Source organism: Bacteroides cellulosilyticus (assembly GCF_020091405.1).
In the GTDB taxonomy this organism is placed as follows: domain Bacteria; phylum Bacteroidota; class Bacteroidia; order Bacteroidales; family Bacteroidaceae; genus Bacteroides.
In genome coordinates this window covers 4,124,670-4,150,782 of record NZ_CP081903.1, presented here as the reverse complement: position 1 = coordinate 4,150,782, position 26,113 = coordinate 4,124,670, and the positions used below count along the sequence as shown (strand labels likewise).

Annotated in this window: 27 protein-coding genes, 1 tRNA gene and 1 pseudogene; 14 read left to right on the top strand and 15 right to left on the bottom strand. The window is 45.3% G+C overall.

Annotated elements, in window-relative coordinates:
• The first annotated feature begins 113 nt into the window (after positions 1–113).
• The 4 genes from folD (at position 114) to K6V21_RS15470 (ending at position 4,495) form a co-directional block, all read left to right on the top strand.
• The gene (gene folD / locus K6V21_RS15485) at positions 114–995 is read left to right on the top strand and encodes a bifunctional methylenetetrahydrofolate dehydrogenase/methenyltetrahydrofolate cyclohydrolase FolD (protein WP_224319171.1); all 882 of its coding nucleotides are present in this window, start codon (positions 114–116) and stop codon (positions 993–995) included.
• A gap of 93 nt (positions 996–1,088) precedes the next feature.
• Positions 1,089–2,225 carry a CapA family protein gene (locus K6V21_RS15480; protein ID WP_224319170.1) on the top strand — a complete coding sequence of 379 codons (1,137 nt, stop codon included), beginning with the start codon at positions 1,089–1,091 and terminating at the stop codon, positions 2,223–2,225.
• 91 nt (positions 2,226–2,316) lie between these two features.
• Positions 2,317–2,390, top strand: a tRNA-His gene (locus K6V21_RS15475).
• A gap of 185 nt (positions 2,391–2,575) precedes the next feature.
• Positions 2,576–4,495 (top strand): PAS domain-containing hybrid sensor histidine kinase/response regulator, encoded by a 1,920-nt coding sequence (locus tag K6V21_RS15470; RefSeq protein ID WP_224319169.1) that lies wholly within the window; start codon positions 2,576–2,578, stop codon positions 4,493–4,495.
• On the opposite strand, the gene K6V21_RS15465 is transcribed toward K6V21_RS15470, so the two are convergent.
• On the bottom strand, positions 4,485–4,676 hold the full coding sequence (locus tag K6V21_RS15465; RefSeq protein ID WP_224319168.1) for a maltose acetyltransferase domain-containing protein: 192 nt from the start codon (positions 4,674–4,676) through the stop codon (positions 4,485–4,487). The two genes, K6V21_RS15470 and K6V21_RS15465, sit on opposite strands and share 11 nt — an antisense overlap.
• Positions 4,677–4,986: 310 nt before the next feature.
• Here K6V21_RS15465 and K6V21_RS15460 point away from each other — a divergent pair, with 310 nt between their 5' ends.
• The gene (locus K6V21_RS15460; RefSeq protein WP_224319167.1) at positions 4,987–5,286 is read left to right on the top strand and encodes a hypothetical protein; all 300 of its coding nucleotides are present in this window, start codon (positions 4,987–4,989) and stop codon (positions 5,284–5,286) included.
• An 85-nt stretch (positions 5,287–5,371) separates the two neighbouring features.
• Here K6V21_RS15460 and K6V21_RS15455 read toward each other — a convergent pair whose 3' ends face one another.
• Positions 5,372–5,794, bottom strand: a complete 423-nt coding sequence (locus K6V21_RS15455) for a type II toxin-antitoxin system VapC family toxin (RefSeq protein ID WP_118295257.1) — start codon at positions 5,792–5,794, stop codon at positions 5,372–5,374.
• A 2-nt stretch (positions 5,795–5,796) separates the two neighbouring features.
• Complete coding sequence (locus K6V21_RS15450; protein ID WP_224319166.1) at positions 5,797–5,940, bottom strand: hypothetical protein; 144 nt, start codon at positions 5,938–5,940, stop codon at positions 5,797–5,799.
• Between the two features lie 88 nt (positions 5,941–6,028).
• Between K6V21_RS15450 and K6V21_RS15445 the strand changes: the two genes are divergently transcribed.
• Positions 6,029–7,666 (top strand): B12-binding domain-containing radical SAM protein, encoded by a 1,638-nt coding sequence (locus K6V21_RS15445; RefSeq protein WP_224319165.1) that lies wholly within the window; start codon positions 6,029–6,031, stop codon positions 7,664–7,666.
• A gap of 34 nt (positions 7,667–7,700) precedes the next feature.
• Here K6V21_RS15445 and K6V21_RS15440 read toward each other — a convergent pair whose 3' ends face one another.
• Complete coding sequence (locus K6V21_RS15440; protein ID WP_217713230.1) at positions 7,701–8,627, bottom strand: Rpn family recombination-promoting nuclease/putative transposase; 927 nt, start codon at positions 8,625–8,627, stop codon at positions 7,701–7,703.
• Positions 8,628–9,004: 377 nt separating this feature from the next.
• On the opposite strand from K6V21_RS15440, the gene K6V21_RS15435 reads away from it, so the two are divergent.
• Positions 9,005–9,421, top strand: a complete 417-nt coding sequence (locus tag K6V21_RS15435; RefSeq protein ID WP_007665250.1) for an HU family DNA-binding protein — start codon at positions 9,005–9,007, stop codon at positions 9,419–9,421.
• A gap of 44 nt (positions 9,422–9,465) precedes the next feature.
• A complete protein-coding gene (locus K6V21_RS15430) occupies positions 9,466–10,023 on the top strand; it encodes a pentapeptide repeat-containing protein (protein ID WP_224319164.1) in 558 nt (185 codons plus the stop codon).
• On the opposite strand, the gene K6V21_RS15425 is transcribed toward K6V21_RS15430, so the two are convergent.
• The 7 genes from K6V21_RS15425 to K6V21_RS15395 all read right to left on the bottom strand — a co-directional run bounded on the left by K6V21_RS15425 (position 10,000) and on the right by K6V21_RS15395 (position 18,354).
• On the bottom strand, positions 10,000–11,610 hold the full coding sequence (locus tag K6V21_RS15425; RefSeq protein WP_224319163.1) for a PAS domain-containing sensor histidine kinase: 1,611 nt from the start codon (positions 11,608–11,610) through the stop codon (positions 10,000–10,002). The genes K6V21_RS15430 and K6V21_RS15425 overlap by 24 nt on opposite strands.
• A 140-nt stretch (positions 11,611–11,750) precedes the next feature.
• A complete protein-coding gene (locus tag K6V21_RS15420; RefSeq protein WP_224319162.1) occupies positions 11,751–13,487 on the bottom strand; it encodes a helix-turn-helix domain-containing protein in 1,737 nt (578 codons plus the stop codon).
• A 4-nt stretch (positions 13,488–13,491) separates the two neighbouring features.
• Entirely contained in the window at positions 13,492–13,929 is a 438-nt protein-coding gene (locus tag K6V21_RS15415) for a Fur family transcriptional regulator (protein ID WP_007665262.1), read from the bottom strand.
• Between the two features lie 5 nt (positions 13,930–13,934).
• Complete coding sequence (locus tag K6V21_RS15410; RefSeq protein WP_224319161.1) at positions 13,935–15,884, bottom strand: heavy metal translocating P-type ATPase; 1,950 nt, start codon at positions 15,882–15,884, stop codon at positions 13,935–13,937.
• Between the two features lie 127 nt (positions 15,885–16,011).
• A complete protein-coding gene (locus tag K6V21_RS15405; RefSeq protein ID WP_224322054.1) occupies positions 16,012–16,755 on the bottom strand; it encodes an acyltransferase in 744 nt (247 codons plus the stop codon).
• Positions 16,756–16,951: 196 nt separating this feature from the next.
• Positions 16,952–17,794 carry a methylated-DNA--[protein]-cysteine S-methyltransferase gene (locus K6V21_RS15400; RefSeq protein ID WP_224319160.1) on the bottom strand — a complete coding sequence of 281 codons (843 nt, stop codon included), beginning with the start codon at positions 17,792–17,794 and terminating at the stop codon, positions 16,952–16,954.
• Between the two features lie 41 nt (positions 17,795–17,835).
• Entirely contained in the window at positions 17,836–18,354 is a 519-nt protein-coding gene (locus tag K6V21_RS15395) for a methylated-DNA--[protein]-cysteine S-methyltransferase (protein ID WP_117987916.1), read from the bottom strand.
• Between the two features lie 230 nt (positions 18,355–18,584).
• On the opposite strand from K6V21_RS15395, the gene K6V21_RS15390 reads away from it, so the two are divergent.
• Complete coding sequence (locus K6V21_RS15390) at positions 18,585–19,235, top strand: NAD(P)-dependent oxidoreductase (protein WP_224319159.1); 651 nt, start codon at positions 18,585–18,587, stop codon at positions 19,233–19,235.
• A gap of 124 nt (positions 19,236–19,359) precedes the next feature.
• Here K6V21_RS15390 and K6V21_RS15385 read toward each other — a convergent pair whose 3' ends face one another.
• On the bottom strand, positions 19,360–20,010 hold the full coding sequence (locus K6V21_RS15385) for a DUF1349 domain-containing protein (protein ID WP_224319158.1): 651 nt from the start codon (positions 20,008–20,010) through the stop codon (positions 19,360–19,362).
• A gap of 24 nt (positions 20,011–20,034) precedes the next feature.
• A complete protein-coding gene (locus tag K6V21_RS15380) occupies positions 20,035–20,625 on the bottom strand; it encodes a sugar O-acetyltransferase (protein ID WP_224319157.1) in 591 nt (196 codons plus the stop codon).
• A 114-nt stretch (positions 20,626–20,739) separates the two neighbouring features.
• Between K6V21_RS15380 and K6V21_RS15375 the strand changes: the two genes are divergently transcribed.
• From K6V21_RS15375 to K6V21_RS26830, 5 genes and pseudogenes are all read left to right on the top strand, one after another.
• Positions 20,740–21,495, top strand: a complete 756-nt coding sequence (locus K6V21_RS15375) for a response regulator transcription factor (RefSeq protein WP_217716422.1) — start codon at positions 20,740–20,742, stop codon at positions 21,493–21,495.
• A gap of 44 nt (positions 21,496–21,539) precedes the next feature.
• Positions 21,540–22,445: a class A beta-lactamase, subclass A2 gene (bla, locus tag K6V21_RS15370; RefSeq protein WP_408912609.1), complete on the top strand. Its 906-nt coding sequence runs from the start codon at positions 21,540–21,542 to the stop codon at positions 22,443–22,445.
• Complete coding sequence (locus K6V21_RS15365) at positions 22,442–23,068, top strand: NUDIX hydrolase N-terminal domain-containing protein (protein WP_217716418.1); 627 nt, start codon at positions 22,442–22,444, stop codon at positions 23,066–23,068. The genes bla and K6V21_RS15365 overlap by 4 nt, the downstream gene beginning before the upstream one ends.
• 26 nt (positions 23,069–23,094) lie before the next feature.
• Complete coding sequence (locus tag K6V21_RS15360; protein WP_224319156.1) at positions 23,095–23,970, top strand: arginase family protein; 876 nt, start codon at positions 23,095–23,097, stop codon at positions 23,968–23,970.
• Between the two features lie 87 nt (positions 23,971–24,057).
• Positions 24,058–24,177, top strand: a pseudogene (locus tag K6V21_RS26830) (ATPase); the annotation flags it as partial.
• An 86-nt stretch (positions 24,178–24,263) separates the two neighbouring features.
• On the opposite strand, the gene K6V21_RS15355 reads toward K6V21_RS26830, so the two are convergent.
• Complete coding sequence (locus tag K6V21_RS15355; RefSeq protein ID WP_224319155.1) at positions 24,264–24,497, bottom strand: hypothetical protein; 234 nt, start codon at positions 24,495–24,497, stop codon at positions 24,264–24,266.
• Between the two features lie 351 nt (positions 24,498–24,848).
• A complete protein-coding gene (locus K6V21_RS15350; RefSeq protein ID WP_007665289.1) occupies positions 24,849–25,862 on the bottom strand; it encodes a tyrosine-type recombinase/integrase in 1,014 nt (337 codons plus the stop codon).
• Between the last annotated feature and the right edge of the window lie 251 nt (positions 25,863–26,113).

Sequence of the window (26,113 nt, the reverse complement as noted above, 5' to 3'; positions counted from 1 at the left end):
TTTTAAATGAAGTCAGCGGGATTGTTGTTATATTCGGTTATTTGCTCTATATTTGCGATACTCTTTTAGACCCCTAATGCAAGATAAATTATAATCAAAACAAAAATATTTATATGACATTAATTGATGGAAAAGCAATCTCTGAACAAGTAAAACAGGAGATTGCTGCAGAAGTAGCAGAAATTGTAGCAAAAGGTGGAAAATGCCCTCACCTTGCTGCAATTCTTGTAGGCCACGATGGTGGCAGCGAAACGTATGTTGCTGCCAAAGTGAAAGCATGCGAAGTTTGTGGATTCAAATCCAGCCTCATCCGTTATGAAGCGGACGTTACGGAAGAAGAGCTCCTTGCTAAAGTACGTGAATTAAATGAAGATGCAGATGTTGACGGATTCATCGTACAGCTCCCATTACCCAAGCATATCTCTGAGCAAAAAGTGATTGAAACTATCGATTATCGTAAAGATGTAGACGGGTTTCATCCCATCAATGTAGGTCGCATGTCCATAGGATTGCCTTGTTATGTATCGGCAACTCCTAACGGTATTCTTGAACTACTGAAACGCTATCAAATAGAAACTTCGGGTAAGAAATGCGTAGTATTGGGACGTAGTAATATCGTCGGTAAACCCATGGCTGCACTGATGATGCAGAAAGCCTATCCGGGAGATGCCACTGTAACCGTATGCCATAGCCGCAGTAAAGATCTTGTAAAAGAGTGCCAGGAAGCCGATATCATCATCGCTGCATTGGGACAACCCAACTTTGTAAAAGCTGAAATGGTAAAAGAAGGTGCCGTGGTTATTGATGTAGGTACTACACGTGTACCGGATGCTACAAAAAAATCAGGCTTCAAACTGACTGGAGATGTTAAGTTTGACGAGGTTGCTCCGAAATGCTCATTTATCACTCCTGTACCGGGTGGTGTAGGACCGATGACTATCGTTTCTTTGATGAAGAATACATTGCTGGCCGGTAAGAAAGCAATATATCAATAATAAAAATACCGAATACCGGAAGGAGACTCTTGGAACAGCTCGACTCCTTTCGGTATTTATTTTATCCAGTGGAACCCTAATCCACTCAAAGTCATGAGACAGACACTCCCCCTTGCATTACTTTTCTTCTTTATATCGTGTTGTAGCACAGCACAGGAACAAGTAGTACCGGAATCCACTGATACAATCCCCCCTGCAAAAATCACTCTATTATTTGTAGGCGACCTGATGCAACACAAAGCCCAGCTTGACGCTGCACGTACAGATAAAGGGACTTATGACTACTCTCCCTGCTTCTCTCTCGTAAAAGAGCAAATCAGTGGGGCGGATATCGCTATCGGCAATTTAGAAGTACCTATCGGTGGAAAACCTTATAGTGGTTATCCGGCTTTCTGCGCACCTGATGAATATTTATATGCCATTAAAGAGACCGGTTTCAACGTTCTGTTAACTGCTAACAATCATTGTCTTGACCGCGGTAAAAAAGGTTTGGAACGTACAATCCTAATGTTAGATTCCTTACGTATCCCCTACACCGGAACTTATAGAAATGAAGAAGAGCGCCGTCAACGATACCCATTACTCATTCACAAAAACGGTTTTCGAATTGCCCTTCTTAACTATACCTATGGTACCAATGGAGTTAAGCCATCCTCTCCCAACATAGTGAACTATATTGATAAGAAAATCATGTTACAGGATATCGATACGGCACAAACATGGCAACCTGATGTTATCATTGCCTGTATGCATTGGGGAAACGAATACCAATCGCTACCCAGTCGCGAACAACAACAGTTGGCTGATTGGCTATTGAAACAGGGCGTTACCCATATCATCGGTAGCCATCCTCATGTTATACAACCTATGGAACTACGCACCGATAGCATTACCGGAGCACAACACGCTGTAGTATATTCTTTAGGGAATTTCATCTCCAACATGAGTAAAGTAAATACTGACGGAGGACTTATTTTCACATTAGAATTAGAAAAGGACACCACAATATCTACCTCCCCACAAATCCGAGTACAACGTTGCGAATATAATTCGGTATGGACAGCACGTCCCAATCTCACCAAAGAAAAAAATTATGTGCTTTATCCTACAGATTCCGCATCTATTTCAAAGCTCCCGGAAGCTGCACGTAACCATCTGAATATCTTCGTCAAAAACTCCCGAAAGCTCCTCCAACAGCACAATGTAGGAATTAAGGAGAATAAAAAATAATGCATATTTCAATAAAATATTTCGCCAAATATTTGCAGTATCAAAGATAATACCTATCTTTGCACCGCGTTTGAGAAATGACGCAAACATGGTGACTGTAGTTCAGTTGGTTAGAGCGTCAGATTGTGGTTCTGAATGTCGTGGGTTCGAGTCCCATCAGTCACCCAAAGAAATCCTGTAAGTTTATGACTTACAGGATTTTTTGTTTATAACACTTTCCTATCCTCTATGTTAAAGTTTACTATTCCGACCAGTCCCCAACAAATATTAACCACTATAATCATAAAGTTCCGGGAATTTGCATACATTTGCACCACATTTGCAAAAACATCAGAGATGCAATAATAAACATGGAAAATGAACTTCTGTCGCTCATTCCTGAATACATACCTTTAGGGCTCGGCGTATATGACAAAGATGGATATCTGAAATACGCCAACGGTACTACACTAAAAATGTTCGGTGTAACCATGAAGGATATTTATAATATTAATATCTTCGATGACCCTAACATCACAGCAGAAGATAAAGTTCTCCTTAAACAGGGGCTGAATGTCTCGTTTGAAACTGATTATGATTTCGATCTTTGTGAAAACTTCTACGAAACACCCATCAAAGGAATCAGAAAATACTTTGTTACCAAAGTAACGATCATGCGCGATCCCGAAGGAAATCGTCAAGGCTACTTATTAGCCTGCGAAGATATCACCGTAAAGAAAGCACAAGAGCGGGAAATCATTGAAAGTTACAAGAAGATAAAAGCAACACAAAAGGAATTATCACTAGCCTTGAATGCCGGGAAGCTATCCTCATGGAACTACAATATAAAAGAAGGTCTGTTTTACAAATTCGATGTTCATATCGAGAATATTGAGAAAAGATCATTGAAATCCATATATGAGAGCATCCATCCCGATGACAGAAATAAATTCATGGCATTACTGGAAGCTGTTGCTCATAAACAGAAACTCCCGGAAAACAGGATTATATTAAGAGTTCTGGAAAACAATGCAACAGATTATAGTTACTCCAGCTTTACCTACAGTGCAGTAGAAGACGAAGCAGGCAATATAGTAGTCATCACATTTATTCAACGGGATATTACCGAAGACATTATATACCAGCAAAATCTGATTACAGCCAAAAATAAAGCAGAAGAAGCGGACAAGTTGAAGTCCACATTCCTCGCTAACATGAGTCACGAAATCCGTACTCCACTCAATGCAATCGTCGGATTTTCCGAACTACTGACCGAAACGGATGATACGGAAGAAAAATTTGAATATAAACAACTGATTGAAACCAACAGTGAGATACTCCTGAAATTAATCGGAGACATTCTCGATCTATCAAAAATTGAAGTTGGCTCCATTGATATCAATCGTCAGAAACTGAATTTGTGCCAGCTTTGCGATGAATTGTACCGGTCCTTCCAGCAACGGATTAAAAATCCCAAAGTTACCCTCAAACTCATCAATCCATATACCAAATGTATAGCAAATTTCGACAAATATCGCTTTATGCAGATATTCACAAATTTTGCAACGAATGCCATTAAGTATACACCACAAGGTGAAATTGTGATGGGATACGAATGTATGCCCGGACAGGTAAGAATCTATGTAAAGGACAGCGGCATCGGAATACCGGAAGAGAAAAAGCACCGAATCTTCAGCCGCTTCGAGAAATTAGATACTTTCGCCCAGGGAACCGGCTTAGGACTTTCTATCTGCAAAGCCATTGCAGATGCTACAGGCGGAGAAGTGGGCTTTAAGTCCAAAGCCAACGTAGGTTCTGAATTCTGGTATACCGGATATACCGATGTCGAATATATCGAAAGTTCAGAGATCGCAGACGAAGATCTATACAACAACAATACAGAACGCTCTTCCGCAGATTCTTCAGTAAAGATTAAAGATCTGAATATTCTGATAGCGGAAGATAATGACAGCAATTACCTGCTAATCAAAAAACTTCTTAAAGACAATCAACTAACCCGTGCCATTACCGGAGTAGAAGCCATCGAGAAAATCAAAGCCCAGACCTTTGACATAGTCTTTATGGATATGAGAATGCCAGTAATGAATGGACTGGAAGCAACTTCCCTCATCCGGGAATTCAACCAGACTACACCTATTATCGCCCTTACCGCCAATGCTTTCGACTCCGACAGAGAGAATGCATTAGCCGCAGGATGCAATCATTTCATGACCAAACCCGTCAAAAAGCGAGAACTGACGGATTTGCTTTTCAAGTATTTTAAACGATAACCCCGGAATTCGGGAAAAGTGAACGGGTAACCTCCAGCATTTTAGAGGTATGATATTCAGTCACATTCAACTGATGCAGTTTCTTTTTTACTTCGGCCCGATAAGCATACATTTCAGGAGTATGAGCATCGTAATGAAGTCCTTCGCGCATACACTTTAATTCTTCTTGAAGTGTTCTCATCTTAAAAAGTGATTTTATTATTAACTCGTTAAAAGCACTGCAAAGTTAGTATAAATTCAGGCACTTGCATACCCATGTTTCTGTAAAAAAAGTAAATACCCGAAACTATCAAAAATACTCAATTGTTATTTAAATATTCGGAGTTATCAGATGTACAACAAACTGTCTCTTAGTTTAAAAAAGTTGAAAGTAGATAATCCTACGTTCATTTTCTGTTTGCTGGCACTTGATATACGGATATTAATACAGAGTATAAATCAATATATTCCTAAGGATAGCATGACAGCATGTATAACTAAAATAAATGATTATGGAAACAAACAAAAAACTAATCGCAGTCGTAGAAATTGGTGGTGACAAAGCAGTTCAATTCTGGGCAAGAGCCGACGACCTGGCACAGCAATACAATGAAAAGTCAACGGATATAGTTTATACAGTGGTGAAACTTCCCGACTCTGATAATCTGTTCCGCTTCTTTGCCGCTTCAAAAGAAGAAATGACGCAGGAGACTTTGCTGGAATGCAGCCGTGAGTTCCTGGATAAATTGCTGACACTGGTTCCCAGCGAATGTGTCAGGATAAAAGTGATTGACAACTCTACAGAACTATAAGCATGAGCAAATAATCTCTATAACAACACACCCCGCTACATTCTTACATCATGTAACGGGGTGTGCTTAGATATAAAAGATATCTCTACTTTTTATTGAATATCAGGTCAAGCCCTTGTTTACGATAAAAATCAAAGCGAGTATCACTCGATATGAGTGGCAGATGCTCGGTTATGGCATGAGCAATAATGACATGGTCGGAAGGATCTTTGTGTCCTTGCATTTCATTGATCTCCAGTCGCGCATAAGTCAGCATATGTTCTTTCTTCAAAGGCAATATCTTAACATAATATTCCGCTTCTATGGCAACAACCATTGCTTCTATTGACTTCCAACGTTTAGAGCATAAGCCCTTATTACGATAAGCCACTATAAGTTCACGAACAGATTCTGCACTAATATATAATACAGTATCTAAATCTTGTATGATGGACGCCACATCTTCACTTAAATAATCCGTATCGGTAGCTAAATACACAAAGATATTTGTATCAATAAGATACCTCATTATTACAGCAAAAATTTAGGGTCGTTTACAATAAGGCTTCCTTTGAGCCTTTGTGCGGCTTCCCAAGTTTTGCTCACCTTTTTCTTCTTCAGCTTCTGCACTTTAGCTTTGGCCTTTTCTTCCGGTTGCTTTTTTTCTTCTTCCATACTTTCTTGATATTACTAAAACTCTATGCAAACTTACATATAAATCCTCGGATTTTGCGTAATTTTGCACGAAATTAAACAAACCAGCATGAAAATCCTCTGGCTCGACCTGAACAGTTCATACGCCCACTCCTCACTGGCACTCCCCGCACTGCATGCACAGATAGCCGACGACGACGCCATCGAATGGGACATCGTATCCGCCACCATCAACGAGAATGTGGGCATGGTAGCGGGCGAAGTCTACCGCCGCCGTCCCGACCTGCTTGCCGCCACCGTCTGGTTGTTCAACCACGAGCAACTGTTGCACATCATTTCAAGAGTAAAAGCCCTGCTGCCCCAATGCTGCATCGTATTGGGCGGACCGGAATTCCTGGGAGACAACGAATTCTTCCTGCGCAGCAACCCGTTTGTCAGTTGCGTGTTCAGGGGAGAAGGCGAAGAGGTATTTCCGCAATGGATAACCCACCGCAACAATCCGGCGGAATGGAAGAATATCCCTGGACTCTGCTACCTCGACTCCCACGGAAATTACATCAACAACGGCATCGCCCGCGTGCTGGACTTCCATCACCTCGTTCCACCCGAGAAAAGCCGTTTCTTCAACTGGAGCAAACCTTTCGTTCAACTGGAAACCACACGGGGTTGCTTCAACACCTGCGCCTTCTGCGTCAGTGGTGGAGAAAAGCCCGTGCGCACCCTGTCCATCGAGGCAATCCGCGAACGGCTGCAAATCATCCACCGACACGGAATAAAGAACGTGCGTGTGCTCGACCGTACTTTCAATTATAATACCCGCCGGGCAAAGGAGCTGTTGGAACTGTTCCTTGAATTCGCCCCCGATATACGTTTCCACCTGGAAATGCACCCTGCCCTACTTTCCGAAGAGCTGAAAGAGGAGTTAAAGCGTCTGCCCGAAGGGTTGCTGCATCTGGAAGCCGGCATACAAAGCCTGCGCGAGCCGGTGCTTGTGCAAAGCCGACGGATGGGCCGACTGTCGGATGCGCTGGAAGGACTGAAATTCCTGTGTACCCTCCCCAACATGGAAACGCATGCCGACCTGATTGCCGGACTCCCGCTCTATCACCTTTCGGAGATATTCGAGGACATCCGCGTATTGGCGGAATATGGCGCCGGAGAAATACAACTGGAGTCCCTGAAACTGCTTCCCGGCACGGAAATGCGCCGCAGGGCGGAAGAACTGGGCATACAATATTCCCCGTTCCCACCCTACGAGGTGCTGCAAACCCGCGAAATCAATGTGGACGAACTGCAAACCGCGCGACAACTTTCGCGCCTGCTGGATGGATTTTATAATGCTCCTGCCTGGCAAGGTATAACCCGAAGACTGATTTTGGATAACGAAACGTTCCTGCACGATTTTCTGGAACATCTGATACGGATAGGATTGATAGACCAGCCGATGAGTCTGGAAAAACGGGGCCTCATCCTGTATGAGTTCTGCAAGCGGCATTATCCTGAATATCAGTCGGAAGCAAGCATCGCCTGGATAGAAGCGGGCATGTCGCTGAAGAAGCTCCCGGCAGAACGGGTAAAGACCAAGCGGCAAGTTCCTCCCGGACATTGGGAAGTGCTGTATGGAGAATACAGGGAGAACCTCCGGCTTTGTTTCCTGCCGGTCGGTGAGGAAGAAAACCGGGGATATTGGTTCGGCTTTGAGTCAGAGATACAGAAAATAGAGCCGGTGTTCAAGGCAAGAAATTAAATATACAAGACTACTGCTATCGGTTTCACAAAGATCATAAGCCCGCAATCTCTTCGGGAGTCAAACCGGTAGCCTTTGATATTAAATCGACAGAAGTGCCAAGTTGCTTTAAATTACGAGCTATAGAAAAACATTTTTCGATACTACCTTCCTCACGTCCCTCTGCACGCCCTTCCTCACGCCCTTCAGCACGTCCCTCTTCACGTCCTTCTTCTCGTCCTTCTTCACGTCCCTCTTCTCGTCCTTCTTCACGTCCTTCCAGTCTTGACGCTTCCAATACTGACAAATGCGTGCGATACGCGTTTACGCTTCGCCAATAAAGTTCATTCTCCTCTTCGTTTAGAGAAGATACATCGGCAATTTCTTCAAGCTTCTCGAAGACTGCCTTGCGGGCCTTAAAAGGCATTCGTTTTAGTGTCTCCATATTCTTCAGCACATAAATCCAACGTTCAAAATCATTTTCACATTTCTCTTCTTCTTTATCAAACACCGGCAGAGCGATAAAAATGGGGCGCATCTTGTCGCTGAATAACTGGCCTGTTTCACGGTCGGCAAGAATGATGTCGGTGCGTAACTTAACATTATCCTTGAGCAAAAAGTTCATGAAGAACACACCATATACAGCCTTGATGTCGAACATCCAGTCACCTCTCTGCCCCTGACGGGTAACAGCATGCGACAGGTAAAACAAGGCGCGTTCCCTGAAATAGGCCTGAGACTTATTCTGCATCTCAACAATGATCTTCTCTCCCGTGTCTGTGGTGCAATGAATATCATAAATCAGCGCACGGGCATCCTCCCACTCCGGCAGTTGTTCGTTGTTCAGAAAGGTCAGGTCAGTAATCACCCGCTCGCCCTTCAATAAGTCATTTAAGAAATCTATCAGTAAGTCCTTTGATATCTCCTGACCGAATATTTTCTTAAAGCCGTAATCGGTAAACGGATTGATAAATCTTCCCATGTCGTTGTTTTCTGTTTCTTAATCTACCCCTGCAAAGATAAACAAATAGCTTGAATAAGAGATAGATTTATACAATAAACCATCAAAAAAACAGGAGAAGGACGAATATGATATTTTTTTCATGTTCATTTGAGATTATGCCTTTGCCATGCACAGGTTACGGATTAGTTATGCTATCTTTGCGACTCGGCATACAATCATTGGCAATGATTGTAGGAATCATTGGCATTGATTGTGGCAATCATTGGCATTGATTATAGGAATCATTGGCAATGATTATAGGAATCATTGGCAATGATTGTATGCCAAAGATATAGATATGCCCTGTTTAGTCAGGGCCTCAGGCTAGTTGAATCATAAAGGAAGGAGAACTTAATATGCCTTTTTACAAGAAACAAAAATTGAATGGAAAATGGTATCCGAGAGCAGTGACCAAAGGTCATCCTGCTACAACGGATGATGTGGCAAAACGACTGTCGCTTATGTCAACGGTAAGTCCGGGAGACACGTATGCGGTGCTCGTGAATCTGGGTGAAGTTTTGGCAAACCTGATGAGTGCAGGCCGGTCGGTACGGCTGAAAGGCGTAGGAACATTCTACCTCTCCTGTCAGTCATCGAGCCAGGGCGTAGACACGCCCGAAGAAGTAAGTTCGCAGCAAATCACTGATGTAAAGGTATGCTTTATCCCCGAATATAGCCGTCAGCAAAATGGCCAGGTAATCCAACGAACCCTCATCGACCCACATCTGGAATGGATAGACTTAGATGAAATAGCGGGCAATGGCAAGAAATAATCCCTTTACAGAAATCAAACAAGACAATCCCCCAACCCCACCATATGGAAAACGAAATCATCGAAAAAGTCGATTTCACCATCGACGAACTGGAACCCAACTACTACGAATGTACCTTCGACAAATGCAACTTCTCCGGCCAGAGCATCGGCAGAGTTATCTTTGAGAGATGCACCTTCAAAGAATGCAACCTGTCACTGGTGAAAGCCAGTAACACCTCCTGGCTGGATGTCCTCTTCACCGACTGTAAGATGACAGGTATCAACTTCACCCTCAGCAATCGCTTCGGCCTGTCCGTGGAGTTCCGCAACTGCCTCCTCTCCTATGCCCTTTTCACCGAAATGAAGCTGAAAGGCACCCGCTTCACCCGCTGCGACCTGCAAAATGCCGACTTCATGGAGACGCAACTCCCCGAAGCCAAGTTCACCGAGTGCGACCTCTGCTACGCCTCCTTCCACCACACCAACCTGGAAAAAGCCGATTTCAGCACCGCCCGCAACTACGCCCTGAACCCTGCCGCCAACCGCCTGAAGAAAGCCCGGTTCTCCCGCTACGGACTGGAAGGACTGCTGACGGGATTAGGAATAGAGGTTGTTGATTAACATTTCATTGTGTAATTGAGGAGTGGGTGCCGTAGCACAAGGCAATGTAACCCAAAACGTAGTACCGACACCCACTTCCGAAGCCACCCCAATGGTTCCGCCCATACTCTCTGCTATAGACTTGCAAATGGGCAACCCTAACCCGACCCCTTGCACAAAAGAGTCCACTTTCTCGAAACGGTCGAAAACCACCGGAAGTTTATCCTGCGGAATACCGCAGCCTGTATCTTTCACACTAATCTTGACACCCCCGTCTGCCATGCTGTACGCTATATCAATATGGCCGCTTTGGGTGTTTTTCAGAGCGTTCGACAGGAAGTTGCTCAATATCCGTTTGACATACTGCACGTCAAGTTCCACCATATAATCCTGTTCCGGTTTATCCACCCGGACATCCAGCTTTCCGCCAGCCTTCATCCTGCACTCGGCGGCACTTTCCACAATGAGGTCCGACAGACAGAACCATGCAGGATACAGTTCAAAGTCACCCGCCTCCAACTTCGAAAGTTCCAGAACATCATCCACCACCTTCAATAAGAGTGCGTTGTTATGCTGTATTAACCGGTTATATTCCTTTTTCTCTTCCATGTCGTCCGTCATAGTCAGTACGCTTGAGAAACCGACGATAGAATTCAACGGAGTACGTATCTCGTGGCTCATATTGGCAATAAAGGCAGACTTCAGCCTGTTGGCTTCTTCCGCTTTCTCTTTTGCTTCCCGCAAGTCCTGCTCCAGTGTTTTTCTCTTGTCAATCATCAGAGTTCCCCCCACCAGGACAACCGGTTCGCCATCTTCATCATACTGATATATGGCTCCGTAGATTTCCCTCCACGAAAGAGTGCCGTCTTCATCCCGAAACAGGAATTCCTCGTCAAAGAAGTCCGTTTCCTTTCGTTTCAGTCTGTCCAATGCCCGGTGGATGTTCTCCCTGTATTCCGGCAGGATAAACTGCAGATGCTCGTCGGCATCTACTATTCTGTCCGTTCCACCTTCACCGCCTCTTTTCCAGGTAATCTCTTTACGCCGCAAATCCCATGTCCACAGCTTCATACCGGTAGCTTTCAACAGCAAGCGATGCTGAAGATCCAGTTGTTCCAACTGACACCGCTTCTCTGCCGCTTCCGTGACGTCCACCGCCGCACTAATCAGCCAGCGGGGCTCGCCCTTGTAGTACAACAACTGCTTATACATATTCAATACATGCTCGCACCCATCAGCCAATATCAGATGCTGAAAGGTGTTCGATTGGCCGGAACGTATCGTTTCCCGGTCTGTCTGTTGAAAGGCAGAACAAATTTCGGGAGGCAGAACACTTGCGTTCTTCCCGATCAGGTCGTCCTGAGAGACACTATATAAATCTTCAGATTTCTTGTTCCAAAAGAGATAGTTACAGTTATCCTTAATGTCCTTCACCGTAGTCGGAATAGGAAGATTATTCAGCAACTCCCGCATCAGGAAATTGTCTTCCTTCATTTCTTCCCACTCTTTTACTGATATGCCATGAAGTTTATACAATCGGAAATAATAGACTGCCGCTACAATTGAAACAACAAAAGCAATTTGAATGGTTAGACACAATATAAACATTGTATATACAGATTTTTGCCGTTATTATTTTACAAAGGAATAAAATATCGCAAAAACAACCGATATACAGTTTGTCATACATATAAAGAATTGTCCCCAAATGTATTAAAAAAAGTAATACCACACTGATATACAAGATATTACTTTCTCAATTCTTTCTCTGCATTCTTAAACTCGGAAGGAGTCATTCCCGTCCTTGCCTTGAACAATTGGTGGAAAGTAGGCATACTGTTGATGCCTGACGCTTCGGCAATGGCACGCAATGTATATTCAGGATGTTCCTTCAATAAATGCATGGCATAATTCAAGCGGAGATTATTGAGATACCCGTTCAGATTGGTGTCCGTATTCTCTTTTATCATCCGGGCAAAACGGGTATTGTTCATCTTGACCATCCGGGCAAGTTCTTCTCTCGATATGTCGGCGGACAGATACAGTTCGTCCCGTTTGATAATATAATCCAGCTTGCCGAAAATCATCTTGTTCATCTGGGCTTCCTCTTCGTTGCCGTCGGATGCTTCCGGTTCTGTCTGCCCGGTCTCCGGAAAAGGCTGGTCTTCCGACACTCTCTCGGCATCAGCCTGCAAGCGGTTCATCTCCGTCTGCATGGACATCTGCTCGTTGATGCGCTCCACCAGCACCTGGTTCTTACGCTTGATTTTGCGGTTCTGCACCCACATACGCCACAGGAAGAACAGTGATAACAACGAAATACAGAGGATGAAGACTAACGTAATGGTACGTATGGTAAGCTGGAAAGCCTGTTCCGCAATGCGGGCTTCCTTCTCGTTCACTTCGTAAAGGTTGTCCAGTTCCAGCGCGACATTGGTTTTATCACGCCGGTAGATGCTGTCCGTTATGGACAGGATGGAAGCACGCAGCGCGGCGACTTTCTCATAGTCTTTCAGGGCAAGATAGGCGTCTATCTCCCGTTGCAGAACGCCGACGTACTGGATATTCAAGGTATCTTGCCGGCGCATCAGCTCCTTGAAGTCGCGGCAATGGTCGAGTACGGCCTGGTACTGCTTGGTTACGAGCAGGTACGGGGTGGCATCGCGCTTGCCGGCAGGAGTGTTATAGGCATGGGTGGACTGGTATTTTTTATGATACTCCTTCCCACGCTCCACATCTCCCAGCAAATGGCAGATGCGGGACAATTTGGAATAGACATATCCGTATTGCTGGTCGAGGAAAGCCTCACGCACTTCCGGATTGCCTTTCATTCCATCCAACAGCTTCTCACGCTGCAAACCTACCTGCAAGGCGTCTTCCAGCCGGTTGTCGTTAATCAGGTATCCCATCTTCACCCCATAGAAATAGGAAAGCATCGACTTACTCAGTTTATCTTTCCTGCCATCCAGCAGGGCGATTGCCTTATCGAAAAGCTCATACCCTTCCTCTTTCAATGACAGCATCCATTTGTTCTCGCCCATACAGAAGAGTAACTTACATTCCGACTGCCGGTCGTCGAGCCTGCGTGCCAATTCCAGACCTTCAACCGCGTAACGGTTGCTTTCTTTATATTCGCTCAGGATGTGGGAGATGTCGGCCAGGGTTATGGTCATCTTCAACAAGTGGTCAGGGTGGTTCCCGGAGATAGAATCATGTACATAGGCCCGGCGGGCATAGTAGAATGCCGATTTGTCCTGATACAGGTATGAGTAGACCATGCTACGCAAATCATCAACCTTGTATATGGGCAACGCTTGCTTTGTTTCAGCTTCGTCCAGCAGTTGCAACGCGCGTTTCGGCTCATCCATATAGATGTCCGTGATATACTGTTCCGTATATATATCCTTTGTTCCTTTATCTCCGCTTGCCAAGGCAGATACCGGCAGAAAGCCTAACAAGAGGAGACATATATAGAAATGTCTCATACGCTCAATCGTCTGTGTCTATTCTCTTATGGACTGCGCAGTCGGCGCAAATCCCTTTGATTACATAATTAATTCCCGTCTGCATGAATCCCTCCGGAAGCGTGACTGACGGGGCGTGCACACTCCGGATGCAATAGGTCTTGTGGCAATGTTCGCAATAGAAGTGCATGTGCTGGTCTTCTACCGTACACATGCAGCAGTCTTCGCAAACGGCATACTTCAATGAACCGCTTCCATCGTCCACACCATGTATCAGGTGGTGGGAAAGGAACAGGGTCAGTGTCCGGAAAATAGTGGATTTATCAACCGTATCGAGTTTCTCTTCCAAATCTGCCATAGACACAGCCCGCCTCATCTCCATCATGGTGCGGAGAATCAACAGCCTCATCGCTGTAGGTTTGATATCCCGAAGGGACAATTTATGTAGATATACGTCTTTCATACTACTCAGAACTTCTTACCTAATATGCGGACCGAATTGAGAACAACCAGCAAAGCCACTCCGACATCGGCAAACACCGCCGCCCATAGCGTGGCAAAGCCAAAGGCGCCCGCAATCAGAACCAATATTTTCACGGTGATGGCACCGACAATATTTTGCATCACAATCCGTCTTGTGGCCCGTCCGATGGAAATGGCTGTCGCCACCCGCGACGGTTGGTCGGTCTGGATAACTACATCCGCACTTTCGATGGCGGCATCCGAACCCAGCCCTCCCATCGCAATCCCCACATCACTGAGAGCCAGTACGGGAGCGTCATTCATACCATCGCCCACAAAGGCTACGGACACGTCCGGGGCAGAATTGAGCTGTTCCATATGGACGGCTTTATCTTCGGGAAGCAGGTCACCGTAAGCCTTGTCAATGCCCAATTCTGCGGCAAAGATATCAACAATCTCCTGTTTATCACCAGATAACATTTGAATATTATCTATTTTTAAAGCCTTTAATTTTTTTATAGCATCCGTGGCATCCTCCTTCAGAGTGTCCGAAAGCAGCAGGCAACCGGCATACCGCCCATCGACGGCACAGACTACGACAGTGGCTACACAGTCCGTCAGTTCTCCGGGTACGGATATCTTGCGGTCCTTCAACAGGCGGATGTTGCCGACAAGGACTTTGCGGCTCCCTACTTCGGCCTCCAGACCATAACCTGCCAGTTCATTCAATGTAGTTACTTCCAGAGGTTCCACACCCCGTTCGGCTGCGAAGCGGGCAACGGCTTGTGCCACAGGATGGGTGCTCTTCTTTTCTACGGACAGCACCAGTCGTAGCAATTCATCTTCCGGCAGACCGGCCGCCTGTATGGACGCCACGCGGAAACTACCAGTGGTCAGCGTACCTGTTTTGTCGAAGACGATGGCATTCACGCGGGTGATGGCATCCAGATAATTGCTGCCCTTAAACAGGATACCCATACGGGAAGCCGCCCCTATTCCTCCGAAATAGCCCAACGGGATGCTGATAATCAGTGCGCACGGGCAGGATATTACGAGGAACACCAGCCCACGATAGAGCCAATCGTTGAACACATAGTCGAAGCCCGGGTGCACCGCCGCAACAAGTGCGGGAAGGGCTACTATCAGGACAGCCAGAAGCACGACTATCGGTGTATAGATGCGGGCAAACCGCCGGATAAACCGTTCGGCAGGCGCTTTGCGCTCTGCTGCGTCCTGCACAAGGTTGAGGATGCGTGCCAGTGTGCTGTGGTCGTAAGGTTTCGTCACCAGTATGCGCACTGCCTGTCCGCTGACAATCATACCGGCAAGGACATCACCGCCTGCGGATACATTGCGGGGCATGCTCTCCCCGGTCAGCGCCGAAGTATCGAAAACGGCCTGCGGGTTCTGCAGAGTTCCGTCCAGAGGGACACGTTCTCCGGGTTTTACTTCAATGGTTTCTCCCACATTGACGTCGCGGGGAGAGACTGTGCGGAGCGTGTTTTCACGATATACATCCACCCGTTCGGGGCGCACATCGAGCAGGCCGCGGATATTGCGGGTAGCCTGGTTCACGGCTTTATCCTGCAACATCTCTCCCAGGGTATAGAGTAGCATCACGGCAAGCGCTTCCGGATATTCTCCGATATAGAATGCTCCGAGGGAAGCTAAGGCCATCAGGGAGAATTCATTGAACCAGTCTTTCCGCAAGATGCCCTCCCATGCTTCGCGCATCACAGGAAGTCCCACGGGCAGGAAGCCCAGCAGGAACCAGCAGAATTCAACCACCGGATGGCTGAATCCTACCCATTGCTGATGCTGGAAGATGATACCCGTGATAAGGAATATACCTGATAGCACCGGAGCTCCTATCTTACGAATCATAGATTGCTCTTTCTCTTTGCTCTGCGGAGAAGTATGTGTATGTGCACAACCACACTGACATTTTGTTTCCATAATCTTAATCTTATTATTTTGTCCGGTGCAAAGGTAAGGGATGGAGGGTGCAACCGGGTTGCAAAGGTGATACAGGAATTCATAGGCCGTGTTTCTTCATCCGGGTATAGATGAAATCAATCAAATACTATCTTTGCCCGTTCATATATTTATTAATGCATTTACGGTCCCAGTTTATGCCTCGCCTTACAATCTTGGCGGGGGTACCTGCAATAATGACATTGGGCTCGTCGAATTTCCGGGTAACGATACTTCCCCAACCTACAATGCTATTGTCCGCTATCTTCACGTTCTTGCCTATTTTTACATCTTTTCCAATCCATACATGTTTGCCTATTTCTATGCTTTGAGCAAAGTTCATCGGATTCCCCTCCAAATCTGTTATCGTATGCGCATCGGTACACCACACGTCGACACCCCAACTTAGCTGACTATCATCGCCTATGCTGATGGACGAATTATCCTCTTGCAGATAGAGCAACACACCGTTGATAACAACCCTATTGCCAATGTTCACCCGACAATTGTTCGCTGTCCTCGACACTCCGGCTCCCAGTCCCGGCAGTTGTCCGACAACGAGTTTCAATCCCGTCATACCTAAAACAGAGGAGTATCTGAGAATGAGATTTCCAATAGTTACAACATTGTTATCTCCCTTCACAACAAGGAGAAATCCTCCGCCAAGCAGTATCTCCTCTGCGCTTTCTTCAGATTCGAAGTACATAATGACACGGTTGTTATTTCCAATGATAGAGATATTTGCCCGGCTGACAATCTCACTGAGTTTTCCGTTTCCTGAAGCGAGACAATCAATTCTTCCCTGCGGAAGAATGATAATAAACTCGTTGTTTTGACCATTAATAGATTGTATCTGTTCCATTTTTACAATTTGACTTTACGCCTTCAAAGGTACGAAAAGAAACCATGTGGAACACATCGGCAAAAGAGAAAACTACTTTAAATCCTGTTTCTTCACCCAGGCGCGGGTGATAAGTTTTTATAAATGATAATTTGCGCTACGCGCTGAATTATCATTCAATTGTGATACGATACTTAATAAATTGGCCTTATTTATCTTTCGCCGCCTCCCAACCGATAATCGCCTCCTTCCGCACCTCCCCCCAATGGTAATTTCCGATGTCCCCTGTAGCTTTTATCACCCGATGACAAGGAATCAGAAATGCAACCGGATTCCTCCCGATAGCCGTCCCTACGGCTCTGCAAGCTCCTTCGTGTCCCGATTTCATTGCCAAGTCGGCATAAGTAGTCAAACCACCCGCCGGAATTTTCAATAACGTCTCCCATACTTTCAACTGGAAGGAAGTGCCTTTTAAGTGCAGTTTTATTTCCTCCGGTTTACTCCAGTCCCGATTAAAGACAGAGAGAGCATCCTCCTGTTTCCGGTCGGGGCACTGCGTATAGGCAGCATTTGGAAAAAGCTGTTTCAAAGAACCGAGCGCCTCCTCCTCCCCTTCATCCACAAAAGCGAGATGGCAGATTCCCTTATCAGTAGAAGCAACCATCACCTGGCCGAACGGAGTTTCGGCAAAAGAATAATTGATACGAAGCGCCTGACCACCGTTTTTATATTCCCCCGGTGTCATCCCCTCGATGTTGACAAACAAATCATGCAGACGTCCCGTCCCCGACAAACCAACCTCACAGGCAGTATCGAAAAGTGAAGCATGCGTCTGTTTCAGAATGCGCTTGGCATATTCCACATTCAGATATTGCAGGAAACTCTTCGGACTTATCCCCGCCCACTCCTGAAACATCCGTTGGAAATGAGCCGGGCTCATATTCACATGCCCGGCTATCGTCTCCAGCCGGGGCTGTTCCTGCCTGTTCTCTTTGATAAAGCGAATGGCAGCAGCAATGCGTTCGTAATTCAATTCCTGTTGTTGTTTCATTTAGCAAAAGGGATTATGGCAAAGCCTTATTAATAAAAGAATCACAGCAAAGACACCGCCGATATCTCCAGTTCCAGCAAGAACTGTTTGGCAGGAAGCCCCCCGCCATATCCCGTCAGCTTCCGATTACTGCCGATGACACGGTGGCAAGGCACAAATATGGAAATAGGATTCGCCCCATTCGATGCCGCCACGGCACGGACAGCCTTGGGATTACCCAGTTTCCGGGACAGTTCTCCATACGATACCGTCGTCCCATAGGGAATATTCAACAGCTCATGCCACACAGACTTCTGAAACTCCGTCCCTACAAAGAGTAGCGGCACACTGAACGTAGTCCGTTTACCCGCAAAGTATTCATCCAGTTGGGTAACGGCTTGCGCCGTCACTTCCGAACTACCTGTTTCATAACCGGCATGCAGTCCATCCTGCATCCGCTTGTCAATGATGCCTCTGCGCTTCTCGTCCACCCAGTCGCACATACAGAGCTTATCTCCGAAAGAGCCAAGTATCAACTCTCCACATGGAGATTGATAATGTTGTATCAGAATCCTGTCCATCACCGTCATACACGTTTTTCGATTTATTCTTGTTCAGCATGCAAACATACGGACTTTACGGCTGATAACCGACCCGAAATATGCGAAAATCACTTCCACACTCCTATTTTTCCTTTTTCGACAAGTATCAGTACTTAGAAGATTAAACATTCCCTAAAAGAATGTCGTTCGTAAAACTTCTTTCACGGAAAGACGGTTGTTATCATATAAACCCTAAAAAAACGAACAACATGAAGAATGTAGTATTGATAGGAGCAAGTGGTTTCGTAGGAACCGCCATCCTGAACGAATTGCTGAACAGAGGCCATAAAGTAACCGCCATCGTGCGCGATGCCAAGAAAATGACCGTCAGCAGCCCGAACCTGACAATCGTCGAAGCCGACGTCACCGACACGGATGCCCTGAAAGAGGCCGGCAAAGGAAAAGACGCCGTAATCAGCGCCTACAACCCCGGCTGGAAGAATCCCCATATATACGAAGACACCCTGAAGAACTATCCCCTGATAGTGGAAAGCGCGAAACAAGCCGGCGTGAAGCGTCTGCTCATTGTAGGAGGTGCCGGAACCCTGTTCTATGCCCCCGGCAAGATGGTGATGGATGCCGATGATGTGCCCGCACAGCTTCTGCCCGGCATTAAGTCCTTAGGCGAATTCTACCTGAACACGCTCCGCAAGGAAAAAGACATCGACTGGATATTCCTCTCCCCCGCCGCCAACATGACGCCCGGCCAGCGCACCGCAAAGTTCCGCATCGGAAAAGACGACCTGGTGGTGGATGCCAACGGAGACAGCAACATATCTGTCGAAGACTTTGCCGTAGCGATGGTGGACGAGCTGGAACAGGAGAAGCACCACAAGGAACGGTTTACGATAGGATACTAAACAAAGCTATTTCAGAAAAGAATTTCTTTAAATTTCAAAACAGAATAAATGCCGGCAAATAAAGAATCACTCTTCTTTTTGCCGGCATTTGTCTTTTTACCAAACTTAATTGAACTAACCCTATTTATTCTGCATTCTTTTTCAGCCATTCCAACCTGCGCATATCAGGCAAGTGTTTCACTTTGAAGTTCTCAAACTTAACATTAAACCCACCTCCGTCAGGACAGGCAGCCATGAATCCAACCTTCACAGGAATATTATCCTGCAACCATGCATTCCGCATCATCGTATAAGTCTTGTCATCAAACGAATAGAAGATTTCAACAGCATCCAGCCTGCGGACAGCTTTAATCCAAATATAAGGTACAGGCTTATCCAAAGTGATTACGCTCCAATCACTGGTCTTGTGAGTCACCACTGTACTCAAATTAAATTTTCCGTCTACAAACTCAATACCTGCTTTGATGTAGTTCTCATGATCGATGCGCAACATCAGTCCCGCCTGGTCAAAGCGCGCCTTATAATCGCCCGTCACTTTCACTTTAGCTTCAAATTCACCACCATACGTTGCATAATAGAAGGGGGCATCATCCACAGTAAAACCATAATGAGAAATACGCCAGTAATCACTCTGCGGAGTGACAAACATCGAAAGGCTTTTATCCTTTATTTCCCACTGTTCAGGTTCGTTGAACCACTGCATTTTTTCCAACGTCTGTGCAAAGGAGGCTTGTACCCCAATCATCATTAACAGACTAAAAAGTAACTTTTTCATTTCTCGTGTTATTTTAATGATTTATTATTCTGACATATATTTGGCCCTGTCCGCTTCGGTAATCGTACGTAGCACCCGGCAAGGATTACCGACAGCCAGCACATTGGCAGGAATACTTTTTGTAACCACACTCCCGGCACCAATAATCGTATTATCACCAATCGTCACTCCCGGCAACACACAGACCTGGGCGCCAATCCACACATTATTTCCGATAGTGATAGGATAGGCATATTCAAGCCCCTGGATTCTCTGTTCCGCATCCAAAGCATGTCCGGCAGTATAGAAACCACAATTCGGAGCCACAAAAACATTATTGCCAAATGTAACTTTCGCTCCATCCAGAATGACGCAATTCACATTCGAATAGAAGTTCTCCCCTATTTCGATATTATATCCGTAATCACAATAAAACGGTTGTTCTATCAGGAAAGATTTTCCGGTCTTACCGAACAATCGGCGGATAATGTTCTCCCGTTCCTTCTTTTGTGAAGGACGCAAGCTATTCAGTTCATAACATACTTCTTTGCAAGCTTCCCTCTCCGACACAAGCTCTATATCATTATTGGCATCGTACAATTTTCCTGCTTTCGCTTTTGCTTTTTCACTCTCCATAATTTATTGCACTTAAATAAATAACCATTAGTTTTCATTACCTTTGCAAAGGTAAAGGCTTACAGATAAGTCGGCAATACTGATTAATAACCATTTTTTCCATCTCCACACCGTATGGACATCGTAAATAAACTGAAGAAAGAGCTACTGAAACAAGCGTTCACTGAGGAACAGAAACAGACGGAACGCCTGAATGAGTGCAAACATATAGCTGCCATATATGCACAGACTGAAAATGCCATAGCTGTATTGAGCGATATGAAAGCCAATATTAGTTATATTTATTACGGCGGAGTAGCCGAGAAACTGGGATTGGCAGAACGAAATACCGCCAAGACCATTCAGTCGATATGGGAAGAAGAAATATTCAGTCACATCCATCCGGACGACTTACAGGAAAAGCATTTGCAGGAACTCCGCTTCTTCCACTTCCTGAAAAGTATCCCGGAAAAGAAACGCCCGGACTGCTACCTTATACACAATATGCGCATGCGCGATCATTCGGGCAAGTATGTACACATCTTACACAGGATGTTTTATATAGCGAGCCACTCAAACGGAAGTGTATGGTTATCCTTATGCCTTTACAACTTTTCAATGGATACATCGTTAAGTTGCACCATTCTTAACTCGGCAGACGGGCAAACCCTCGAACTGGAAAAGCAGAATTGCAACGACCTATTGTCAGACCGGGAAAAAGAAATCCTGCAATTGATAAATAAGGGAAAAATGAGTAAGGACATTGCCCAGACATTATCCATTAGTATAAACACCGTAAACCGGCACCGGCAAAATATCCTGGAGAAACTCCAGGTAAACAATTCTATTGAAGCTTGCCGGATTGCTAAAGAATTGCACCTGTTATCATAAAAGAAGTAAAACCGGAATTATTATTAACCCACTAAAGTACATTTATGAAAGCAAAATTCTTTTTAAACTGTATGGTATTGGCAATCTTATTCAGTGCATGCAATACCACCAACCGCACCCCGAAGCAGAAGATAGAACAACAAATAGATTCCCTTCTGAAAGATAAGAAAGCTACGGTAGGCGTTGCCGTACTTGCCAATGATGAGACTGTAGCCGTTTATAATAATCAAATCCATTTCCCCCTGTTAAGCGTCTTCAAGTTTCATGTGGGACTGGCTGTTCTGGATAAGATGGATAAAGGACATATTGCTTTAGATAGTCTTATTGAAGTGAAGTCTTCTCAACTGACGCCCAACACATACAGTCCGTTAAGAGATAAATTTCCCGACCAGGATATTACAATCTCTCTCGGAGAGTTGCTAAAATACACCATTTCGAAAAGCGATAACAATACATGTGATATCCTTATAGAATATGTCGGCGGTATAGATCAAGTAAATGAGTATGTGAAATCGTTAGGAATAAAGGATTGTAATCTTGCGGCAACAGAAACCCTCATGCATACCTCCGGAGATGCCTATCTGAACTGGAGTACTCCGGAAGAAGTAGTCAGATTATTGAATATAGCCGACAAGCAACCCCTATTTGGAACTCAATACAAAGACTTCCTTCAAGCAATCATGCAGGAAACTTCTACCGGCAAAGATAAGCTGAAAGGCCAGTTACCTGCCGACGTAATCGTAGGCCATAAGACAGGCTCTTCCGACCGGACTCCGGAAGGGATAAAGATTGCTGATAATGATGCAGGCTTTGTTATCCTGCCCAACGGACAGAAATATTATATAGCTGTCTTCGTCATGGAGTCGCAGGAAACCGATGCAGATAATGCAGCTATCATCGCCAGTATATCCAAAATTGTATATGATACTTTAAACTCAGATATCCAATGAACAAAAACACTGATCCCCGCTGGCTCGAATGGGCCAAGGAATTACAATTCATAGCTCAGGCAGGACTGACTTACTCCCGCGATCCCTTCGACATCGAGCGTTTTGAACGTATCCGGGAAATATCGGCAGAGATCATGAGCCATCAAAGCGATCTGCCGATAGAGAAAGTAAAAGAATTATTCTGCAATGAAACCGGTTTCCAAACACCTAAACTGGATACCCGTGCCGCCATCTTTAAAGACGAGAAAATACTCCTGGTAAAGGAAAAAGCCGGTGTATGGTCTATGCCCGGTGGCTGGGTAGACGTCAACCAAAGCATCAAAACCAATACGGAGAAAGAAGTTAAAGAAGAAGCCGGACTGGATGTAAAGGCCGTACGCCTGATTGCTTTGCAGGATAGAAACCTGCACAACGTGCCTCCTTATGCATACAATGTCTGCAAAGCCTTTGTTCTTTGCGAAGTAACAGGCGGAAGTTTTCAGAGTAATATAGAGACTACCGAAAGCAGGTATTTCTCTTTGGACGAAATACCTGCATTGGCCGAAGAAAAGAACAATAAAGAACAGATAGCCATGTGTTTCGCCGCCTATCAGGATGAAAACTGGAAGGTGCCATTCGACTAAAACGACAACCCGTAAAAAGTAAAGATATGAAGAAAGAAACCACTCCTCTCCGCCTGATTTATCCGCAATGGCAAGGCGGAATTGTAGATCACTGGATGCCGGATATTCCGGCAGAAGACTCTTCCAGAGGTTATTATTTAGGTGCCCAGTTACTGAACCTGCTGGCTCCGGACAGCAATCAGAAAACCGTGGAAGTTCCGGTATCTCTCGATATAAACGACAGAGCAACGGAAAAAGGTATCAGCTCCCGTAACGTGATTGTCAAACAAAGCAAGGCTGCGCTCGATATACTTAACGAAAGCAAACCGGACCGGATCATCACCCTGGGCGGAGAATGTTCGGTCAGTGTTGTTCCGTTTACTTATCTGGCTGCCCGATACCCGAACGATGTAGCCATAGTCTGGATAGATGCGCATCCGGACATCAACCTGCCTTATGATGATTACAAAGGGTATCATGCCATGGCTCTCACCGCTTGCTTGGGAATGGGTGACGAAGAGATTATGAACTTACTGCCCGGTAAGTTTGACGCTTCCAAAGCATTAATCGTAGGACTGCGTTCATGGGACAAAGGCATGCAGGAACGACAAAAGGAGCTGGGCATAAAAGGTCTGGCACCGAAAGAAACAGCGGACAACAGTTCCGCCATTATGGAATGGCTGAAAAGTACCGGAGCTTCCAAGGTTGTCATCCACTTTGACCTGGACGTGATAGATCCTGCCGACATGATAGCAGGCGTCGGCGTAGAACCGGACGGTATGAAGACCGAGGAAGTAGTCCGCGTGATTAACGACATTGCTTCCGAATATGACTTGGTAGGGTTGACCATAGCCGAACCAATGCCACGTATCGCTATTAAAATCAGGAATATGCTGAACCAGTTGCCTTTATTAAAAGAGTAAGAAAAGAGAAACTCCGGGTTACCGCTGCTGCTTATGACGGTTATGGATATGCCAAACGGGAAATCCTGAAAGACACACTTGCCCTAAGGTTCACAAACGCTTCCATTGAGTTACTTTCCGTGGCTGGTGGGTATTCTGCTCTCCTATTGCGTGCTGACTCAATTGGTAAAGAACTGGTATATCAGAAAGTTTTCGGGTTGGCTATAAAAGAAAGCCCTGCTTTTCTTCTTTGTCAGACGATACTGGCGGATGAAGAAAGCAGGGCTATTAGTATCAACAAAACTACAGTGTCATTATTCAGAAAAAGACTCGTCGCATACTTCGGTGACTTGTTCATAAGGAATACATCCATAGCTGCGGTCGTCCAGATAACGCAATGCTACATACGGTACGTCTGCCCCGGAAACATACATTTGCAATATAGATATAACCTCCGCCATACGCGAAGTGAATGAGCCATCTCGTTCATTATAAACCTTCACCCACACACGGTCTCCTCTTTTGATGGGAAGTTCTATATTCTTCATAAACAGTATAATTAATGCGTTTGTTGGAATTACTTGCATAGTAACGGCAAGCTACCATTTGATGCAGACCGGAAAGGCGTTTTCAGACGGCATCATTTTATGGTAAAAAGAAGTTTTCCTGATAATAAGGTACGTAAAGAAGCATTCCACTTTCAAAGGATAAAGCGGAAACACGATTCCTTTTGCCTGCTGGGGTAAAAAATCGAAAGCTGTATGTATCAGGGACTAATTTTAATATTGTTTTTGCTGTCCGATATAAGATTTATTCATATTTTGTTAGGGTTTGTTTGCTTTTCTGTCAAAAAAGACGCAACTTTGTAGCTGCTATTTGCCGTTACTATGCAAGTAATTTCACCTCAACGAAGTGCCATACAGCATATTAAATCTGCCATCTTTCTTCTTTTTACTTTTCTTCACCAAGGAAATCACTTGCCTGTTTATTCTGTCTATCACCTCCGCATCAAACGGTTTCAGATAAGTCATCGTCACCCGAATGGACGAGTGCCCCAACGACTGGCTTATCAGTCCCACAGGTACACCACTATGATAAGCAAGTGTAGCCCATGTATGGCGTGCGGTGTACGAACTTACGGAAACACCGGGCAATAACTGCTTCATCAAGCGCGCCAACTCCCGGTTGAAATGCCGTAATGTTTCTTGATAACGGTGGTGATGTTCCTCCATGAACAGGCCTCCATGTAGCAACGGGAACAGATACTCCGAATCCGTCTTGTCCCTGTATTTCTGCAACAGCCTCATCGCATCGGGCGGCACATCCACCACCATCAGTTTCCCCGTCTTGTGCCGACGGTAAGTGATGCGCCTATTTCTCAAATCCGACTTCCGTAAGTGTGCCAGGTCAATGAACGGCATACCGCGCAACATGAACATCAGCAGGAAGTAGGTGAGCACTTGCTGTTGACGCAGTGTCAGCACACTAAAGTCCGTATTCCTGAGTTGCTCCATCTGCTCTGCCGTCAGCGCCCGCTTTGTACGCGACTCCACTTTCGTATAAACATCCTTGAACAGCACCGGATTGTACCCCTCTATACCCGGTGACATCCAGCGATTGTACACCGCCTGCAACGTACGCATGTAAGTGGAGATCGTGTTCGGACTGGACTGTTGTCCAGCCAGCCAGTCCTCATACTCTTTCAGCCTCTCAGGGGTGAAAATCTCCTGCATGGACAGGGAAGCAGTGGTGTTTTTCGGATACCTTTCCTCTGCACAAAACTTCTCATAGGAACGCAGCGTACAAGCATAAACATGCATTGCCGGGAACTTTCCTTCCCGCTTCAGCATCCCGATAACTTCCGGCATGTAGAGCCGTAAGTCATCTTTCGCATTTTTTCTTTCTACATTCATAAAGCATTGATTTTAATTACATGATTCAAAAAACTGCTTGTACCACAGAACGTACGTGCAGTAGTAATGTTTATGAGCGCCAAAGATAAAGCTAAAGGAATCCGACAAGAGAATATTTATAAATTATACGAATCTGGTATTAAATTTGATTTATAACGATATAAAAGGAAATAGTTCATCATTTTAAACAGGACATTTGTCACAATTTATCAACGCTAAAGAAACATTTTGTAAACAGCTTATTATCAGAC

Bases quoted from the DNA above. Each gene is read 5' to 3' on its own strand.
- folD (WP_224319171.1), top strand. From the start codon at position 114: ATGACATTAATTGATGGAAAAGCAATCTCTGAACAAGTAAAACAGGAG.
- K6V21_RS15480 (WP_224319170.1), top strand. From the start codon at position 1,089: ATGAGACAGACACTCCCCCTTGCATTACTTTTCTTCTTTATATCGTGT.
- K6V21_RS15470 (WP_224319169.1), top strand. From the start codon at position 2,576: ATGGAAAATGAACTTCTGTCGCTCATTCCTGAATACATACCTTTAGGG.
- K6V21_RS15465 (WP_224319168.1), bottom strand. From the start codon at position 4,676: ATGAGAACACTTCAAGAAGAATTAAAGTGTATGCGCGAAGGACTTCAT.
- K6V21_RS15460 (WP_224319167.1), top strand. From the start codon at position 4,987: ATGGAAACAAACAAAAAACTAATCGCAGTCGTAGAAATTGGTGGTGAC.
- K6V21_RS15455 (WP_118295257.1), bottom strand. From the start codon at position 5,794: ATGAGGTATCTTATTGATACAAATATCTTTGTGTATTTAGCTACCGAT.
- K6V21_RS15450 (WP_224319166.1), bottom strand. From the start codon at position 5,940: ATGGAAGAAGAAAAAAAGCAACCGGAAGAAAAGGCCAAAGCTAAAGTG.
- K6V21_RS15445 (WP_224319165.1), top strand. From the start codon at position 6,029: ATGAAAATCCTCTGGCTCGACCTGAACAGTTCATACGCCCACTCCTCA.
- K6V21_RS15440 (WP_217713230.1), bottom strand. From the start codon at position 8,627: ATGGGAAGATTTATCAATCCGTTTACCGATTACGGCTTTAAGAAAATA.
- K6V21_RS15435 (WP_007665250.1), top strand. From the start codon at position 9,005: ATGCCTTTTTACAAGAAACAAAAATTGAATGGAAAATGGTATCCGAGA.
- K6V21_RS15430 (WP_224319164.1), top strand. From the start codon at position 9,466: ATGGAAAACGAAATCATCGAAAAAGTCGATTTCACCATCGACGAACTG.
- K6V21_RS15425 (WP_224319163.1), bottom strand. From the start codon at position 11,610: ATGTTTATATTGTGTCTAACCATTCAAATTGCTTTTGTTGTTTCAATT.
- K6V21_RS15420 (WP_224319162.1), bottom strand. From the start codon at position 13,487: ATGAGACATTTCTATATATGTCTCCTCTTGTTAGGCTTTCTGCCGGTA.
- K6V21_RS15415 (WP_007665262.1), bottom strand. From the start codon at position 13,929: ATGAAAGACGTATATCTACATAAATTGTCCCTTCGGGATATCAAACCT.
- K6V21_RS15410 (WP_224319161.1), bottom strand. From the start codon at position 15,884: ATGGAAACAAAATGTCAGTGTGGTTGTGCACATACACATACTTCTCCG.
- K6V21_RS15400 (WP_224319160.1), bottom strand. From the start codon at position 17,794: ATGAAACAACAACAGGAATTGAATTACGAACGCATTGCTGCTGCCATT.
- K6V21_RS15395 (WP_117987916.1), bottom strand. From the start codon at position 18,354: ATGGACAGGATTCTGATACAACATTATCAATCTCCATGTGGAGAGTTG.
- K6V21_RS15390 (WP_224319159.1), top strand. From the start codon at position 18,585: ATGAAGAATGTAGTATTGATAGGAGCAAGTGGTTTCGTAGGAACCGCC.
- K6V21_RS15385 (WP_224319158.1), bottom strand. From the start codon at position 20,010: ATGAAAAAGTTACTTTTTAGTCTGTTAATGATGATTGGGGTACAAGCC.
- K6V21_RS15380 (WP_224319157.1), bottom strand. From the start codon at position 20,625: ATGGAGAGTGAAAAAGCAAAAGCGAAAGCAGGAAAATTGTACGATGCC.
- K6V21_RS15375 (WP_217716422.1), top strand. From the start codon at position 20,740: ATGGACATCGTAAATAAACTGAAGAAAGAGCTACTGAAACAAGCGTTC.
- bla (WP_408912609.1), top strand. From the start codon at position 21,540: ATGAAAGCAAAATTCTTTTTAAACTGTATGGTATTGGCAATCTTATTC.
- K6V21_RS15365 (WP_217716418.1), top strand. From the start codon at position 22,442: ATGAACAAAAACACTGATCCCCGCTGGCTCGAATGGGCCAAGGAATTA.
- K6V21_RS15360 (WP_224319156.1), top strand. From the start codon at position 23,095: ATGAAGAAAGAAACCACTCCTCTCCGCCTGATTTATCCGCAATGGCAA.
- K6V21_RS15355 (WP_224319155.1), bottom strand. From the start codon at position 24,497: ATGAAGAATATAGAACTTCCCATCAAAAGAGGAGACCGTGTGTGGGTG.
- K6V21_RS15350 (WP_007665289.1), bottom strand. From the start codon at position 25,862: ATGAATGTAGAAAGAAAAAATGCGAAAGATGACTTACGGCTCTACATG.